This window comes from Streptomyces sp. CG4 (assembly GCF_041080655.1).
GTDB lineage: Bacteria > Actinomycetota > Actinomycetes > Streptomycetales > Streptomycetaceae > Streptomyces.
Window position 1 is genome coordinate 5,831,183 of sequence record NZ_CP163525.1, and the last position, 15,797, is coordinate 5,846,979.

Annotated in this window: 14 protein-coding genes and 1 pseudogene; 10 read left to right on the forward strand and 5 right to left on the reverse strand. The window is 70.4% G+C overall.

Features of this window, described 5'->3' with window-relative positions; genetic code table 11:
- Positions 1-404 precede the first annotated feature (404 nt).
- Both AB5L52_RS26610 and AB5L52_RS26615 read left to right on the forward strand, forming a co-directional pair.
- Entirely contained in the window at positions 405-1,082 is a 678-nt protein-coding gene (locus tag AB5L52_RS26610) for a response regulator transcription factor (protein ID WP_023550006.1), read from the forward strand.
- 41 nt (positions 1,083-1,123) lie between these two features.
- Entirely contained in the window at positions 1,124-2,395 is a 1,272-nt protein-coding gene (locus tag AB5L52_RS26615; RefSeq protein WP_351027581.1) for an ATP-binding protein, read from the forward strand.
- A 33-nt stretch (positions 2,396-2,428) separates the two neighbouring features.
- Here AB5L52_RS26615 and AB5L52_RS26620 read toward each other — a convergent pair whose 3' ends face one another.
- Positions 2,429-2,935, reverse strand: a complete 507-nt coding sequence (locus AB5L52_RS26620; RefSeq protein WP_351027583.1) for a GtrA family protein — start codon at positions 2,933-2,935, stop codon at positions 2,429-2,431.
- A gap of 183 nt (positions 2,936-3,118) precedes the next feature.
- Between AB5L52_RS26620 and AB5L52_RS26625 the strand changes: the two genes are divergently transcribed.
- From AB5L52_RS26625 to AB5L52_RS26635, 3 genes are read left to right on the forward strand one after another with little or no spacing between them, the layout of a single operon-like run.
- The gene (locus AB5L52_RS26625) at positions 3,119-4,258 is read left to right on the forward strand and encodes a 5-(carboxyamino)imidazole ribonucleotide synthase (protein ID WP_351027584.1); all 1,140 of its coding nucleotides are present in this window, start codon (positions 3,119-3,121) and stop codon (positions 4,256-4,258) included.
- Entirely contained in the window at positions 4,255-4,776 is a 522-nt protein-coding gene (purE, locus tag AB5L52_RS26630) for a 5-(carboxyamino)imidazole ribonucleotide mutase (protein ID WP_351027585.1), read from the forward strand. Before AB5L52_RS26625 ends, purE begins: the two co-directional genes overlap by 4 nt.
- Positions 4,777-4,782: 6 nt before the next feature.
- The gene (locus tag AB5L52_RS26635) at positions 4,783-5,967 is read left to right on the forward strand and encodes a dipeptidase (RefSeq protein ID WP_369366648.1); all 1,185 of its coding nucleotides are present in this window, start codon (positions 4,783-4,785) and stop codon (positions 5,965-5,967) included.
- Here AB5L52_RS26635 and AB5L52_RS26640 read toward each other — a convergent pair.
- Positions 5,910-7,093, reverse strand: a pseudogene (locus AB5L52_RS26640) (alkene reductase). The gene AB5L52_RS26635 and the pseudogene AB5L52_RS26640 sit on opposite strands and share 58 nt — an antisense overlap.
- Before the next feature lie 62 nt (positions 7,094-7,155).
- Here AB5L52_RS26640 and AB5L52_RS26645 point away from each other — a divergent pair.
- Positions 7,156-7,515 carry a MerR family transcriptional regulator gene (locus AB5L52_RS26645; protein WP_369366650.1) on the forward strand — a complete coding sequence of 120 codons (360 nt, stop codon included), beginning with the start codon at positions 7,156-7,158 and terminating at the stop codon, positions 7,513-7,515.
- A gap of 160 nt (positions 7,516-7,675) precedes the next feature.
- Here the strand turns inward: AB5L52_RS26645 and AB5L52_RS26650 are convergent, their stop codons facing one another.
- Positions 7,676-9,019, reverse strand: coding sequence for a UDP-glucose/GDP-mannose dehydrogenase family protein (locus tag AB5L52_RS26650; protein WP_351027589.1), 1,344 nt, complete (start codon positions 9,017-9,019; stop codon positions 7,676-7,678).
- A 180-nt stretch (positions 9,020-9,199) separates the two neighbouring features.
- On the opposite strand from AB5L52_RS26650, the gene AB5L52_RS26655 reads away from it, so the two are divergent.
- Both AB5L52_RS26655 and AB5L52_RS26660 read left to right on the forward strand, forming a co-directional pair.
- Complete coding sequence (locus AB5L52_RS26655) at positions 9,200-10,357, forward strand: acyl-CoA dehydrogenase (protein ID WP_351027590.1); 1,158 nt, start codon at positions 9,200-9,202, stop codon at positions 10,355-10,357.
- 161 nt (positions 10,358-10,518) lie between these two features.
- Positions 10,519-10,884 carry a four-helix bundle copper-binding protein gene (locus AB5L52_RS26660; RefSeq protein WP_351027592.1) on the forward strand — a complete coding sequence of 122 codons (366 nt, stop codon included), beginning with the start codon at positions 10,519-10,521 and terminating at the stop codon, positions 10,882-10,884.
- A 72-nt stretch (positions 10,885-10,956) separates the two neighbouring features.
- Here the strand turns inward: AB5L52_RS26660 and AB5L52_RS26665 are convergent, their stop codons facing one another.
- Positions 10,957-12,285 (reverse strand): LCP family protein, encoded by a 1,329-nt coding sequence (locus AB5L52_RS26665; protein WP_351032703.1) that lies wholly within the window; start codon positions 12,283-12,285, stop codon positions 10,957-10,959.
- Positions 12,286-12,404: 119 nt separating this feature from the next.
- Between AB5L52_RS26665 and AB5L52_RS26670 the strand changes: the two genes are divergently transcribed.
- Entirely contained in the window at positions 12,405-12,953 is a 549-nt protein-coding gene (locus tag AB5L52_RS26670) for an acyl-CoA thioesterase (RefSeq protein ID WP_351032701.1), read from the forward strand.
- 105 nt (positions 12,954-13,058) lie between these two features.
- Here the strand turns inward: AB5L52_RS26670 and AB5L52_RS26675 are convergent, their stop codons facing one another.
- Complete coding sequence (locus AB5L52_RS26675; protein WP_369368976.1) at positions 13,059-14,426, reverse strand: LCP family protein; 1,368 nt, start codon at positions 14,424-14,426, stop codon at positions 13,059-13,061.
- Positions 14,427-14,678: 252 nt separating this feature from the next.
- On the opposite strand from AB5L52_RS26675, the gene AB5L52_RS26680 reads away from it, so the two are divergent.
- On the forward strand, positions 14,679-15,719 hold the full coding sequence (locus AB5L52_RS26680) for a glycosyltransferase family 2 protein (protein WP_351032699.1): 1,041 nt from the start codon (positions 14,679-14,681) through the stop codon (positions 15,717-15,719).
- Positions 15,720-15,797 lie beyond the last annotated feature (78 nt).

The following is a 15,797-nucleotide window of genomic DNA, read 5'->3' on the forward strand; positions in this document are numbered from 1 at the left end:
CCCACGCCCAGGGGGAGTCCGTCTCCGGATCACGGAGGCGGCGGACGGCGACCACCGGGATCCACGCCCCGACGCGACGATGCGTCCGGAGCCCGGCCAGAGGTCATTCCTTTCAAGGCTGGTGTTCACCAGCCCGCACACAAAAGAGACCCTCAGCGTCAACTGCCCGCCAAAGGTCCCCGGTGTACTACAGGCGTTCAGGTCACCATACGGCAGGACACTGCCGGATATGGAAGGACTTGAGACGCGGATCACAGGTGTCGGGGGAACCGCGGGAACGGATTCGAAGGTCTCTCTACGATCGCATCCCCGGAGTGATGGTTCGTACCAGCGCCGTACGAAGGTAAGAAGTCCTGGAAGCGATCACACCCCAGCACCGGACGCGGGCGGTCTACCATCACCTCATGACCCGTGTACTGCTCGCCGAGGACGACGCGTCCATCTCGGAGCCGCTGGCCCGCGCCCTGCGCCGGGAAGGTTACGAGGTCGAGGTGCGCGAGGACGGACCCAGCGCGCTCGACGCCGGAATGCAGGGCGGCGTCGACCTGGTCGTACTGGACCTGGGCCTGCCCGGCATGGACGGCCTGGAGGTCGCCCGCCGGCTGCGCGCCGACGGCCACACCGTGCCGATCCTCATCCTGACCGCGCGGGCCGACGAGGTGGACACCGTCGTCGGCCTGGACGCGGGCGCCGACGACTACGTCACCAAGCCCTTCCGGCTCGCCGAACTGCTCGCCCGGGTGCGGGCCCTGCTCCGGCGCGGCGCCGCGGAGCCGCAGCAGCCGCCGGCCACGCACGGGGTGCGGATCGATGTCGAGTCGCACCGGGCGTGGATGGGCGACGAGGAACTCCAGCTCACCGCCAAGGAGTTCGACCTGCTGCGGGTGCTGGTGCGGGACGCCGGCCGGGTCGTGACCCGCGACCAGCTGATGCGTGAGGTCTGGGACACCACGTGGTGGTCGTCCACCAAGACCCTCGACATGCACATCTCCTGGCTGCGCAAGAAGCTCGGCGACGACGCGGCGAACCCCCGGTACATCGCGACGGTCCGTGGCGTGGGCTTCCGCTTCGAAAAGAGCTGAGCCCCACCCCGGGGCTCAGCGATCACCCCAGGTAACGGAACATGCGTCGACGTCTCATCCAGTCCACCCTCGCCGTCGTCCTCGTTGTGATCGCTGTCTTCGGCATCTCGCTGGTGATCGTCGAGACCCGGACGATCAGCAACAGCGCCCAGGAGCGGGTGGACTCCGAGGCCGTACGGCTGGCCAGCATCGTGGACAGCAGGGTCCTCGCCGCCGAGAACATCAACGCCGAGGTGCTGAGCAACCCGGTCAGCAAGGACCAGTACGCGGTGATCCGCATGCCGGGCCACGACCCGATCGAGATCGGCACCAAGCCGCAGGGTGACGTGATTCACGCCACCCAGCAGGGCGAGGAGGGCGAGACGGTCACCGTGGCGGAGCCGCGCTCCGCGGTGACCCGTGAGGTCGGCCGGACCCTGCTGATCATCGGCCTGGTGGCGCTGCTCGCGGTGGTCGCGGCCGTGCTGCTCGCCGTACGGCAGGCCAACCGGCTCGCCTCCCCGCTGACCGACCTCGCGGAGACCGCCGAGCGGCTCGGCTCCGGCGACCCCCGCCCCCGGCACAAGCGCTACGGCGTCCCCGAGCTTGACCGGGTCGCCGATGTGCTGGACTCCTCCGCCGAGCGGATCGGGCGCATGCTGACCGCCGAGCGGCGGCTGGCCGCCGACGCCTCCCACCAGCTGCGCACCCCGCTGACCGCGCTGTCCATGCGCCTTGAGGAGATCACCCTCACCGACGACCCGGACATCGTGAAGGAAGAGGCGAACGTCGCGCTGACCCAGGTCGAGCGGCTCACGGACGTGGTCGAGCGACTGCTGACGAACTCCCGCGACCCGCGCACCGGCTCCGCCGTCACCTTCGACCTGGACGAGGTCATCCAGCAGCAGCTCGCCGAGTGGCGGCCCGCCTATCGCAGCGCGGGCCGGGCCATCGTCAGCTCCGGCAAGCGGCATCTGCAGGCCGTCGGCACGCCGGGGGCGGTCGCCCAGGTGCTGGCCGCGCTGATCGAGAACTCCCTCATGCACGGTGGCGGGACGGTCGCGCTGCGCACCCGGGTCACCGGCAACCAGGCTGTGGTCGAGGTCACCGACGAGGGTCCGGGTGTCCCGGCCGACCTGGGCGCGCGGATCTTCGAGCGGACGATCAGCGGACGGAACTCCACCGGGATCGGCCTGGCCGTCGCCCGGGACCTCGCCGAGGCCGACGGCGGCCGCCTGGAGCTGCTGCAGGCGCAGCCGCCGGTGTTCGGGCTGTTCCTGTCGCGTACGCCGCCGATGCGCAAGGCGGAGGAGGACCGGCCGACGGTCCGCTGAGCCCGGCTGCGAGCCGGGCTGCGGAACCCCGGGCTACGGAACCCGCTGGGACTTCGGCTCGGGCTCGGCGTGCGGCCGCTTCGACTCGGCCACCAGGATGGACTCCGCCTCCTGCGACGGCTGCACACGGAAGACCCAGGTGCGGTACGACCAGAAACGGAACAGCGTCGCGATGCCGATGCCGGCGAACTTGGATACGTTGCTCTGCAGCGGGCTGTCCCAGCCGAGGCCGTAGGTCGCCAGGTACAGCACGCCGTTCTCGATCACGAGGCCGATCGCGCTGAAGAGGAGGAACAGCGTGAGTTCCTTGGTGCGGCCGCTCTTCTCGCGGTCCCGGTACGTCCAGTACCGGAAGCCGACGTAGTTGAAGACGATCGCGACCACCGTCGCGATGATGCTGGCGCGCACCACCGGCAGATCGGACACGTGCCGGACCAGGTTGAACACGCCGAGATTGACGAAGATACCCGCAACGCCGACGGTGCCGAACTTGGCCACCTCGCGTACGAGCCGTCGTAGCCCCGAGGAACGAGGTTCCATGGCTGTACAAGCTCCCGTCGGTAGGTTTCGTAGCCCCGCCATGCTAACCAGACGGAGTAGCCGACGCCTCCGGGACTGGGTCATAACCCGGAAACAGGTCGGGAAGAGGGCGGAAAGTGGCGGGTAAGAGATCGCCGAAGGGACGCGATCCGGCCGCCCCGGTGTGGCCGATACGCTAGGGGTGTGACGTTCCCGGTAGTCGGCATGGTCGGCGGGGGGCAGCTCGCGCGTATGACGCACGAGGCGGGCATCCCGTTGGGCATCAGGTTCAAGCTCCTCAGTGACACTCCTCAGGATTCCGCGGCGCAGGTCGTGCGTGATGTCGTCATCGGCGACTACCGCGATCTGGACACGCTGCGCGACTTCGCGCGCGGGTGCGATGTGATCACCTTCGATCACGAACACGTACCCACCGAGCACCTCAGGGCCCTGGAGGCGGACGGCATCCCCGTCCGTCCGGGGCCCGACGCGCTGGTGCACGCCCAGGACAAGGGCGTGATGCGCGCGAAGCTCGACGTGATCGGCATCCCGTGCCCGCGGCACCGGATCGTCACCGACCCGGAGGACGTCGTCCGGTTCGCCGCGGAGGGGGACGGCTTCCCGGTCGTCCTGAAGACCGTCCGCGGCGGCTACGACGGCAAGGGCGTGTGGGTCGTGGAGACCCCCGAGGAGGCCACGGACCCGTTCCGGGCCGGCGTCCCGGTCCTCGCCGAGGAGAAGGTCGACTACGTCCGCGAGCTCGCCGCGAACGTCGTACGCTCCCCGCACGGCCAGGCCGTCGCCTACCCGGTGGTGGAGTCGCGGCAGGTCGACGGCGTCTGTGACACGGTCATAGCCCCGGCCCCGGACCTCGACGAGGCCCTCGCGCTGCAGGCCGAGCGGATGGCCCTGACCATCGCCAAGGAACTGGGCGTCGTCGGGCATCTCGCGGTCGAGCTGTTCCAGACCCGCGACGGCCGTATCCTCGTCAACGAACTCGCGATGCGCCCGCACAACTCCGGCCACTGGACCCAGGACGGCGCGATCACCTCGCAGTTCGCCAACCACGTCCGCGCGGTCCTCGACCTCCCGCTCGGCGACCCGCGCCCGCGCGCCCGGTGGACCGTGATGGTCAACGTCCTCGGCGGCGACTACCCGGACATGTACTCCGCGTACCTGCACTGCATGGCCCGCGACCCCAAGCTCAAGATCCACATGTACGGCAAGGACGTGAAGCCCGGCCGCAAGGTCGGACACGTCAACACCTACGGCGACGACCTGGACGACGTGCTGGAGCGCGCCCGTCACGCAGCCGGCTATCTGAGAGGCACGATCACCGAATGAGCCCTGTTGTTGGCATCGTCATGGGGTCGGACTCCGACTGGCCCGTCATGGAGGCCGCCGCCAAGGCGCTGGACGAGTTCGAGATCGCCTACGAGGTCGACGTCGTCTCCGCGCACCGCATGCCCCGCGAGATGGTCGCGTACGGCGAGCAGGCAGCCGACCGCGGACTGAAGGTGATCATCGCCGGTGCGGGCGGCGCCGCCCACCTCCCGGGCATGCTCGCCTCGGTCACGCCCCTGCCGGTCATCGGCGTGCCGGTGCCGCTGAAGTACCTCGACGGCATGGACTCGCTGCTGTCCATCGTGCAGATGCCGGCCGGCGTGCCGGTCGCCACGGTCTCCGTCGCCGGTGCCCGCAACGCCGGCCTGCTCGCGGCCCGCATCCTCGCCACCCACGATGAGGACCTGCTGCACAAGATGCGCGACTTCCAGCAGGACCTCAACGACCAGGCCACCGAGAAGGGCAAGCGGCTGCGCTCCAAGGTCGAGGGGTCGAGCGGCTTCGGCTTCGGGAAGTAAGACGTAATGACCTCTCTGGACGAAGCACGGTCCCTGCTGCGCGAGTTCCCCGTCGTCGACGGTCACAACGACCTGCCGTGGGCGCTGCGCGAACAGGTCCGCTACGACCTCGACGCCCGCGACATCTCCGTACACCAGGACGCCCATCTGCACACCGACATCCCGCGCCTGCGCGAGGGCGAGGTCGGGGCGCAGTACTGGTCGGTGTATGTGCGCTCGGATCTGCCGGGCGCGGTCCCGGCGACCCTCGAACAGATCGACTGCGTACGGCAGTTGATCGCCCGCAACCCCGCCGACCTGCGGGCCGCGCTGACCGCCGCCGACATGGAGGCGGCGCGCGCGGAGGGCCGTATCGCCTCCCTGATGGGCGCGGAGGGCGGGCACTCGATCGACAACTCGCTGGGCACCCTGCGTGGTCTGTACGAGCTGGGCGTGCGCTACATGACGCTCACCCACAACGACAACAACGACTGGGCGGACTCGGCGACGGACAAGCCGAACGTCGGCGGCCTGTCGGCCTTCGGCCGCGAGGTCGTGCGGGAGATGAACCGCCTCGGCATGCTGGTCGACCTCTCCCATGTGGCGGCGACCACCATGCGCGCCGCGCTGGACACGGCCTCCGCCCCGGTGATCTTCTCCCACTCCTCCTCCCGGGCTGTCTGCGACCACCCCCGCAACATCCCGGACGACGTCCTCGAACGCCTCCCCGCCAACGGCGGTATGGCGATGGTGACGTTCGTGCCGAAGTTCGTGCTCCAGGCGGCCGTCGAGTGGACGCTGGCGGCCGACGAGAACATGCGCGCGCACGGCTTCCACCACCTGGACACGACGGAAGAGGCGATGAAGGTCCACCGGGCCTTCGAGGAGAGCCACCCCCGTCCGATCGCCACGGTGTCGACGGTGGCGGACCATCTGGACCACATGCGCGAGGTGGCCGGCATCGACCACCTGGGCATCGGCGGCGACTACGACGGCACCGCCTTCACCCCGGACGGCCTGAACGACGTCTCCGGCTACCCGAACCTGCTCGCCGAACTGCTGGACCGCGGCTGGTCCACGGCCGACCTGGCCAAGCTGACCTGGCAGAACGCGGTACGGGTGCTGGGCGCGGCGGAGGACGTGGCCCGCGAGCTTCAGGCCACGCGGGGCCCGTCCAACGCGACCATCGAGTCGCTCGACGGCGAGGCCTGATCCGCGAGGGCGGGGTAGTCGTTGTAGCCGGCTGCCCCGCCCACGTACATGAAGTACCGGTCCCGGACCGGGTTGAGGGGTGCGCCGAGGCGCAGCCGCTCGACCAGGTCCGGGTTGGCGAGGAAGGGCCGGCCGAGCGCGACCAGGTCGGCACCGGCCGCCAGCAGCTCCCGCACGGCCCGGGTGACGGCCTCGGTGGTCAGGTCGGCCAGGTCCGGGTTGCCGATGAGGACGCCGGGCCAGTCGGCGCGGATCCGCCGGTACCAGCCGGTGGCCGGGTCGGAGCGCACCAGATGCAGATAGGCGAGGTCCAGCCCCTTCAGCCGGCCGAGGAGCGCGGCGTACAGGCTCTCGGTGTCGTCCTCGCGGACGCCGTTGACGGTGGAGGCGGGGGAGATCCGGATGCCCACCCGGTCCGCGCCGATCGCGTCGGCCACCGCCTCGGTCACCTCCGCCGCGAACCGCACCCGCCGCCCGGCAGAGCCGCCGTAGGCGTCCGTACGGCGGTTGGTGTTGTCCGCGAGGAACTGGTGCAGCAGCATCCCGTTGGCCGAGTGCACCTCCACGCCCTCGAAGTCCGCCTCGACGGCCCGGCGCGCGGCGGCGGCGAAGTCGGCGATCGTGGACCGGATGTCGCCCCCGGTCATCTCCCGTGGGACGACGGCCCGTTGGTGTCCGCCGGGCGTGAAGATCGTCTCCGGCAGCGGGACCGCGGACGGGGCGACCGGGTCGAGTCCCGTGGTCGCCGGATGGCCGACCCGCCCGCCGTGCTGCAGCTGCAGGAACATCCGCCCGCCGCCCGCCCGCACCGCGTCGGTGACCCGTCGCCAGCCTTCTCGATGCCGGTCGGTGTGGATCGCGGTGATGTCCGGGTACGTCTGGCCGACCAGGTTCGGCGTCGAGCCCTCGGCGATGATCAGCCCGGCCGAGGCGCGCTGGGCGTAGTGCGTGACCATGAGGTCGGTCGGGGTGCCGTCGGCCGCCGCGCGGATGGGGGTCCCCCCGGCTCGAGCGAAGCCGAGAGCTGGGGGAGGGTGAGCGGGGCCATTACTAGGTGGTGGGGGAGGGCGAGCCGGCCGAGCCGGGCGGGGGCCAGGAAGTCCGTGGAGTGCGTTGTCTGCGTCATGTCGGCACGGTAGAACTTGACACTGATGTCAGATTCGAGCCCTCTTCCCGGCGGAGGCGGACATGCGGATCGGTGAACTGGCCCGGCGCACCGGCGTGAGCGAGCGTTCGCTGCGCTACTACGAGACCCAGGGGCTGCTCACCGCCGAGCGCACCCCGGGCGGCCACCGCGACTACCCGGAGCGCGCCGTCGACCGGGTCATCCGGATCCAGGAGCTGTACGCGGCCGGGCTGCACAGCGAGAAGATCCGGCAGCTGCTGCCCTGCATGCGCGACGGGAACGGCGGACCCTCCTCGATCGCCACGCCCCGGCTGGTCGCCGACCTCACCGCCGAACGCGACCGCATCGACCGCATGATCGCCGACCTCAAGCGCTCCCGGGAGACCCTGGACGAGGTGATCCGCACGGCCGGCGAAAGCTGACGGAGCCGCGGTGCCGTCACTTCGGGTGCCCCATTCGGGTGCCCAAAGAGCGATAAGACACAGGGAGTTCACCGGCCACGCGCATGTCCGGTGGTGCAGAATGCGGAAAGGCGCCGGTTCGGCCGACTGAGCCTCGGCCGAACCGGCGCCGTCCGCCCGGCTATGCGGTGGGCCGGCCCATCGCCCGGTACGTCCAGCCCGCGCGGCGCCACAGCCCGGGGTCGAGGGCGTTGCGGCCGTCCAGGATCAGGCGGGCCGACGCGACCTCGCCGAGCGCCGCCGGGTCCAGCTCGCGGAACTCCCGCCACTCGGTCAGGTGGAGCACGACATCGGCGCCGCGCACCGCCTCCCGCGCGGAGTCGGCATAGCCGAGCGTCGGGAACACCTTGCGCGCGTTGGCCATGCCCTTCGGGTCGTACACGGTGACCTGACCGCCCTGCAGGTGGATCTGGCCGGCCACGTTCAGCGCGGGCGAGTCACGGACGTCGTCCGAGTCCGGCTTGAACGTGGCGCCGAGCACCGCGACCCGCTTGCCGAGGAAGGAGCCGCCGCCCAGCGCCTCCCGGGTCATCTCCACCATCGCACCGCGCCGGCGCATGTTGATGGAGTCGATCTCCCGCAGGAACGTCAGCGCCTGGTCCGCACCCAGCTCACCGGCCCGCGCCATGAACGCCCGGATGTCCTTGGGCAGACAGCCGCCGCCGAAGCCGATCCCGGCCCGCAGGAACTTCCGCCCGATCCGGTCGTCGTGGCCGATGGCCTCCGCCAGCTTGGCCACGTCACCGCCCCCGGCCTCGCACACCTCGGCCATCGCGTTGATGAAGGAGATCTTGGTGGCGAGGAACGAGTTCGCGGCCGTCTTCACCAGCTCGGCGGTCGGGAAGTCGGTCACCACGAACGGCGTGCCCTCGCCGATCGGGGTCGCGTACACCTCCCGCAGCAGCTTCTCGGCGCGCTCGCTGCGCACACCCGCCACGATCCGGTCCGGGTGCAGGGTGTCCTCGACGGCGAAGCCCTCGCGCAGGAACTCCGGGTTCCAGGCCAGCTCGGCGTCGCCGCCCGCCGGCGCGTGCGCGGCGAGATAGCCGGCCAGCCGGTCGGCCGAGCCGACCGGCACCGTCGACTTGCCGACCACCAGGGCCGGACCGTGCAGATGCGGGGCGAGCGAGGAGATCGCGGAGTCGACGTACGACATGTCACAGGCGTACTCGCCGTGCTTCTGCGGGGTGTTCACACAGACGAAGTGCACATCGCCGAACGCGCCCACCTCGGCCCAGTCGGTGGTGAACCGCAGCCGTCCGGTGGCGCCCTCGATGCCCGCGACATGCCTGCGCAGCAGCTCTTCGAGACCCGGCTCGTACATCGGGGTCTCGCCGCGCTCCAGCATGGCGATCTTCTCGGGCACGACATCGAGCCCCAGCACCTCGAAGCCCAGCTCGGCCATGGCCGCGGCATGCGTGGCGCCCAGATAGCCGGTGCCGATCACGGTGATCTTCAGGCTCATGGGTGTGCTCCAGATCGGGTACGTCGGGGATGCCGAGCCGAGCATAGTCGGGCCGTCCACCGGGCAATTTCCCCGCTGTCGCGTAGCTCACGTAGGCGTGCTGCGGGCCGGCCTCTAAAATTTGAGTTACTTAACGGTAATTAGCGTCAGAATCACTGCGTCTTTGGAGCGTGAGACACCGTGGCCGGATCGGCTGACTTCGACCTGTACCGCCCGTCCGAGGAGCACGACATGCTCCGCGACGTCGTCCGTTCCCTGGTCGAGGCGAAGATCGCGCCGTACGCCGCGGCGGTGGACGAGGAGGCCCGCTTCCCGCAGGAGGCCCTCGACGCCCTCGTCGCCAACGACCTGCACGCGGTGCACGTCCCCGAGGAGTACGGCGGCGCCGGCGCCGACGCGCTCGCCACGGTCATCGTGATCGAGGAGGTGGCCCGCGCCTGCGTCTCCTCCTCCCTGATCCCGGCCGTGAACAAGCTGGGCTCGCTCCCGGTGATCCTGTCCGGCGGCGAGGAGCTGAAGAAGAAGTACCTGACCCCGCTCGCCAAGGGCGACGCGATGTTCTCGTACTGCCTCTCCGAGCCGGAGGCGGGCTCCGACGCGGGCGGCATGAAGACCAAGGCCGTGCGCGACGGCGACCACTGGGTCCTCAACGGCGTGAAGCGCTGGATCACCAACGCCGGCGTCTCCGAGTACTACACGGTCATGGCCGTCACCGACCCGGACAAGCGCACCAAGGGCATCTCCGCCTTCGTCGTGGAGAAGTCGGACGAGGGCGTCTCCTTCGGCGCCCCGGAGAAGAAGCTCGGCATCAAGGGTTCCCCGACCCGCGAGGTCTACTTCGACAACGTCCGCATCCCCGCCGACCGCATGATCGGCGAGGAGGGCAGCGGCTTCGCCACGGCCATGAAGACCCTCGACCACACTCGCATCACCATCGCCGCCCAGGCGCTCGGTGTCGCGCAGGGCGCCTTCGACTACGCCAAGGGCTATGTCCAGGAGCGCAAGCAGTTCGGCAAGGCGATCGCCGACTTCCAGGGCATCCAGTTCATGCTCGCCGACATGTCGATGAAGATCTCGGCGGCCCGCGCTCTCACCTACCAGGCCGCCGCCGCCTCCGAGCGCGGCGACGCCGACCTCACCTACCTGGGCGCCGCCGCCAAGTGCTTCGCCTCGGACGTGGCGATGGAGGTCACCACGGACGCCGTCCAGCTGCTCGGCGGCTACGGCTACACCCGCGACTACCCGGTGGAGCGCATGATGCGCGACGCCAAGATCACGCAGATCTACGAAGGCACGAACCAGGTGCAGCGGATCGTCATGGCCCGCAACCTGCCGTAGCGGCAAGGGAGTCACCCGCTCGTCGAAAGGCGCCCTCCGGGGCGCCTTTCCGCTGCCCGGGGGTACCTGCCGACCGGTCGGTCACATGCGGGGCGGGCCACGGGGACGTAGGACGGAAGCACACGGGGCCCGCCCCGGGTCCCCGCCTCCGAGGAGGAGCCATGACCCAGCCCGGAACGATGACGCCCATGACCCAGCAGATGCAGGACTGCGTCAACGCCTGCATGGCCGCGCACACCATGTGCGAGGAGACCATGAGCTCCTGCATGCACAAGGGCGGCCAGGCCCAGATGCAGATCATGCGCGCGCTCATGGACTGCTCCGAGACGACCCGTATGTGCGCCGACATGATGATGCGCCGCTCGCCCATGGCGGGCGACATGTGCGCGATGTGTGCCAAGGCGTGCGACATGTGTGCCGACGCGTGTATGGCGATGCCGGACGACCCGCAGATGATGCGCTGCGCGGAGGCGTGTCGCCGCTCGGCGGAGATGTGCCGAGCCATGGCGGGCGCCGGCAAGATGTGAGGCCCGCCTGAACGCGGTCGAGGGCACCCGCGCGGGTGCCCTCGACCGATGCTGCGACTGCTGCGACAGCGGTCAGTTACCGGTGACGGTGACCTTCTGGTCGTTGTTCAGCTCGTCCACCAGCGTCTTGACCTTCGACTTGTCCCAGACGAGGTTGCCGCCGACGGAGCCGGAGATCGGCATGTTCAGGGACGTGCCGCCACCGCCCTGGACACCCTTCATGGCCCAGAACATCGAGGCCAGGTCCCACAGGGACATGTCCTTGTCGACGATCAGAGAGTCCAGGCCCGCGCCCATCACCGGGTAGAAGGTGAAGGGGTTGAGGATCGTCGACGGGGTGGCCACCTGGTGGGCCAGCGCCGACAGGAACTTCTGCTGGTTCTTGGTGCGCTGCAGGTCGGAGGTGGCGAACGCGTGCCGGGTGCGGACGAAGGCGAGGGCCTGCTGGCCGTTCAGGGTCTGCTCGCCCGCCTGGAAGTCGGCGCCGGACCACTTGTCCTTGAAGCCCTTGTCGATGTTGATGTCGACACCGCCGACCGCGTCCACGATGTTCGCGAAGCCCTGGAAGCCGATCTCCACATAGTGGTCGATGTGCAGACCGGTGTTGGCCTCGATCGTGCGGACCAGCAGGGTCGGACCGTCCTCGGCGTAGGTCGCGTTGAGCTTCTCCTGCCGGCCCCGCGCCGGGAAGACCTTCCCGGACGTGGAGCCCTTGTACGACGGGACGGTCACGTTCGAGTCGCGCGGCAGCGAGACCAGGGTGTCGCCGTTGTCACCGACGTGCAGGATCATCATCGAGTCGGTCCGCTTGCCCTCGGCGGAACCGGTGTGCAGCCGCTGCTCGTCCGCCTTGGACATGCCCTCGCGGCTGTCCGAGCCGACGATCAGGTAGTTGGTGCCGGAGCCCGAGGCCGGCCGGTCGATGACCTGGGACAGGTCGACCTCGCGGCGCAGCTTGGAGTCGGCCCAGAAGTAGGTGGCGACGGATGTGACGATGAGCACGGTCGCCAGCGTGATCACGGTCCACTTGATCCGGCGCCGCCAGTTCGGGCGCGGCCGGTACTGGGCGAGCTCCGGGTCCGGGTCGTTGTCATTGGGCACGAAGCCACCACCACCGCGGCGGCCGCCGCCGTACACCTGCCCGGTGTTGTAGCCGCTGTCGTAGTCGGCGCCCTCGTCGTATCCCTGGCCGTCCCTGTAGGACGGCTGCTGCGGGACAGCGGTCCCGTACGGCGGTGCCGCCGGGCCGGGGTCGCCGTACGAGCGCTGCCCGGGCGGTACCGCCGGGCCGCGCCGCACCTGACGCATCGCACGCGCGCCCTCCGGCTGCGCGCCGGCGCTACCGCGTCCGTACCGGGGTCCGCCATTGTTGTCGGACCATCCCTCGGGCCAGTCATTCATGCGCCCCAGTGTGCAGGGCACCGCCGTATGCCTTACAAGGGCTGTCGGAAAATAGGAGCGGCCCTGTTGCGAAGCCAACACAAATTCCGCGACTGTCACCTCGGCATAAGGTGGACGGCATGACAGACCAGGTCACGGACCCGGAACCGGACATCCCCGGCAAGCCGACGTCCGCCTCGCGCACCACCCTCAGTCACATCATGACCCACAGTGACACCAACCTGCTGGGGACGGTGCACGGCGGGGTGATCATGAAGCTGGTCGACGACGCGGCGGGCGCGGTGGCCGGCCGGCACTCCGGCGGTCCCGCCGTCACCGCCTCCATGGACGAGATGGCCTTCCTGGAGCCGGTCCGCGTCGGCGACCTGGTCCATGTGAAGGCGCAGGTCAACTGGACCGGCCGGACCTCCATGGAGGTCGGTGTACGGGTCCTCGCCGAGCGCTGGAACGAGTCGACCCCGGCCACCCAGGTCGGCTCCGCCTACCTGGTCTTCGCCGCCGTCGACGCCGACGGCACGCCGCGCCGGGTACCGCCGGTGATCCCGGAGACCGACCGCGACCGCCGCCGCCACCAGGAGGCCCAGATCCGCCGCACCCACCGCCTGGCCCGCCGCCGCGCCATCCGCGAGCTGCGGGAGAAGAGGATGGCAGAGGGGTTCCAGGACTGAGCACCCCGAGGGGCAGCGCCGGGAAGGGGCGCGGGGAACTGCGCGACCGGCCACGACGGCGCCGCAGACGATCGACGGCAGATCGCGGCACTCACAGCGAAGCGTTCAGCACAGCACCTCGTCCCCGCGCAGCACGTTCTGCTGGGGCTGTGCCGGGTCGTCGAAGCGGATCTTGCGGACGTCCTTGAAGTCGGCTCCGGCGGTCACCTTCAGCAGGGGGCCCTGGCCCGGAGCCGGGTGCAGTTCGCTGCCCGGCAGGGCCGCGACCAGGGCGCGGGCGGAGCGGTCCCAGCGGGGGTCGTAGAAGATCATCGTGTGCGGCACATGGGCGGGGGCGGTCACCGGCTGGCGCGTCGTGGCGAAGCCGGTCGCCGCGAGCGCCGCGTCGACGCGTCCCGCGAGGCCGACGGTAGCGGTGCCGTTCGCCACCTGGACCCGGATCTGCCGCGGGTCCACGTCCACCGACACCGGTGCGGGGGTGTGGGCGCGGTGCGGCTGGTCCGCGGTGAGCGGCTTGTCGTCGCGCAGGGCCGTGAAGAGCTGGTCCGCCTTGGTCTGGTCCCACTTCAGGGTCGAGCCGATGCCCTTGACGTCGTAGTTCATCTGCGCGATGGGCACGGTGGTGAACTCGGAGGAGGACGGGGAGAAGTCCCGCATGGCCCGGCCGAGGTCGAGCAGCTCGTCCGCGCCGAAGCCCTCGTCGGCGCGGACCGACCCGAGCACCGCCCGGGTCACGTCCCGGAACCGCATCGGGTTCAGCAGCACCCCGGAGGAGGTGGCCCGCTCGATCAGCGCGGCCAGGAACTGCTGCTGCCGCTTCATCCGGCCCAGGTCGCTCGCCCCGTCGATGTGCCGGGCCCGTACGTACTGCAGGGCCTGACCGCCGGTGAGGGTGTGGGTGCCGGGCGTGAGGTCGAGGCCGGTGTAGGAGTCCTTCAGCGGGGTCGCCGTACAGATCCTGACCCCGCCGAGGACGTCCACGGTCTTCATGAAACTGGCGAAGTCGACCTCCAGATAGTGGTCGATCTTCACATGGGTCATGTTCTCGACGGTGCGGATCGTCAGCCCCGGGCCGCCCTCGGCGTAGGCCGCGTTGAGCCTGATCGGGTGGGATGCGTGCGGCTCCGCGGAGGTGTCGTCGGTGTGCTCGGGCACCTCGGCGTAGGAGTCGCGCGGCAGGCTCACCACCGTGGCCCGGTCCCGGTTCTCCGAGACGTGCACGATCATCATCGTGTCGGTGCAGTGGCAGGGCACCCCGCCCAGCCGGAACTGCCGCCGCTCCTGCTCGGTGATCTTGTCGCGGCCGTCGGTGCCGACCAGCAGCAGGTTCGTGCCGTGGCTCGCGCTGGGCCGGTTCTTCATGTCCTTGAAGGCGTCGACCCGGGCGATGCCCGCGTCCAGGCTGCTGATCACCGCGTGCCCGATCCCGGCGGAGGCGAGCACCAGGACGGACAGCGTGGTCGCCGCCCGCATCGCCCAGCGGGGCCGGCGCGGCGGCCGCAGGGACCTCGCGGGCCGCTCGGGCGGGCGCGGCACACGGCGGGGCGGCTGCGGTCGGCGCTGCGGACGCGCAGGGGACCGGGGCGGGCTGGCCAAGAAGGACACCTCCGGGCGAGGCCGTACGTGGGATCCGTGAGCACCGTAGGCCGATACGATCTCCAGCCCGCGTCATACGCCCCGGCGGCGCGCACCGGTGTCCCCCGTTCGCGGTAACGTGAGCGCCCTATGAACGCCAAGCCCGACGTGCGACTCCCCGCTGTTTCCGTGATCATGCCCGTCCTCGACGAGGAGCGGCATCTGCGCGGAGCCGTCCAAGCGATCCTCGCGCAGGAGTACGCCGGCGAGATGGAGGTCGTCATCGCCCTCGGTCCGTCCACGGACCGCACGGACGAGATCGCGGCTCAGCTCGTGGCGGAAACCGCGTCCAGCACCAAGCGTGTGCACACCGTCCCGAACCCCACCGGCCGCACCCCCGCCGCGCTGAACGCTGCGATCAAGGCCTCCCGGCACCCGATCGTGGTCCGCGTCGACGGCCATGGCATGCTCTCGCCCAACTACATCGCCACCGCCGTACGGCTCCTGGAGGAGACCGGCGCGCAGAACGTCGGCGGCCTCATGTACGCCGAGGGCGAGAACGACTGGGAGCACGCGGTCGCCGCCGCGATGACCTCGAAGATCGGTGTCGGCAACGCCGCCTTCCACACCGGCGGCGAGGCGGGCCCCGCCGAGACCGTCTACCTCGGCGTCTTCCGCCGCGAGGCCCTGGAGCAACAGGGCGGCTACAACGAGGAGTTCATCCGCGCCCAGGACTGGGAGCTGAACTTCCGGATCAGGGAAGCGGGCGGGCTCATCTGGTTCTCGCCCGAGCTGCGGGTGTCGTACCGGCCGCGGCCCTCGGTGCGGGCGCTGGCCAAGCAGTACAAGGACTACGGCCGCTGGCGGCACGTCGTCGCCCGCTACCACTCCGGCTCCATCAACCTGCGCTATCTCGCCCCGCCCACGGCGGTCTGCGCGATAGCGGCCGGCATCGTGGTCGGCGCGGCGCTCACCCCGTGGGGCTTCGTCGTCCCCGGCGGCTATCTGGCGGCCATCGCCGCGGGCTCCGTCCCGGCGGGCAGGGGGCTGCCCCTGAAGGCCCGGCTGCGGATCCCGGTGGCCCTGGCCACCATGCACATGTGCTGGGGCTGGGGCTTTCTGACCAGCCCGAAGTCGCTGGCCAAGAAGGTCATCGCGTCACGGCGCCCCGCGGTGCTCAGCTCGCACTGAGGCGCGCACCGCACCGGCCTCGACGGCCCCTCCCGGATCCGGGAGGGGCCACTGTGCCTTTCGGCTACCGCTGTGGCA

Excerpts from the sequence above, each read along its gene's own strand:
- purE (WP_351027585.1), top strand. The coding sequence starts at position 4,255 with ATGAGCCCTGTTGTTGGCATCGTCATGGGGTCGGACTCCGACTGGCCC.
- AB5L52_RS26665 (WP_351032703.1), bottom strand. The coding sequence starts at position 12,285 with ATGAATGACTGGCCCGAGGGATGGTCCGACAACAATGGCGGACCCCGG.
- AB5L52_RS26615 (WP_351027581.1), top strand. The coding sequence starts at position 1,124 with ATGCGTCGACGTCTCATCCAGTCCACCCTCGCCGTCGTCCTCGTTGTG.
- AB5L52_RS26670 (WP_351032701.1), top strand. The coding sequence starts at position 12,405 with ATGACAGACCAGGTCACGGACCCGGAACCGGACATCCCCGGCAAGCCG.
- AB5L52_RS26620 (WP_351027583.1), bottom strand. The coding sequence starts at position 2,935 with ATGGAACCTCGTTCCTCGGGGCTACGACGGCTCGTACGCGAGGTGGCC.
- AB5L52_RS26635 (WP_369366648.1), top strand. The coding sequence starts at position 4,783 with ATGACCTCTCTGGACGAAGCACGGTCCCTGCTGCGCGAGTTCCCCGTC.
- AB5L52_RS26675 (WP_369368976.1), bottom strand. The coding sequence starts at position 14,426 with ATGCGGGCGGCGACCACGCTGTCCGTCCTGGTGCTCGCCTCCGCCGGG.
- AB5L52_RS26610 (WP_023550006.1), top strand. The coding sequence starts at position 405 with ATGACCCGTGTACTGCTCGCCGAGGACGACGCGTCCATCTCGGAGCCG.
- AB5L52_RS26650 (WP_351027589.1), bottom strand. The coding sequence starts at position 9,019 with ATGAGCCTGAAGATCACCGTGATCGGCACCGGCTATCTGGGCGCCACG.
- AB5L52_RS26660 (WP_351027592.1), top strand. The coding sequence starts at position 10,519 with ATGACCCAGCCCGGAACGATGACGCCCATGACCCAGCAGATGCAGGAC.
- AB5L52_RS26680 (WP_351032699.1), top strand. The coding sequence starts at position 14,679 with ATGAACGCCAAGCCCGACGTGCGACTCCCCGCTGTTTCCGTGATCATG.
- AB5L52_RS26645 (WP_369366650.1), top strand. The coding sequence starts at position 7,156 with ATGCGGATCGGTGAACTGGCCCGGCGCACCGGCGTGAGCGAGCGTTCG.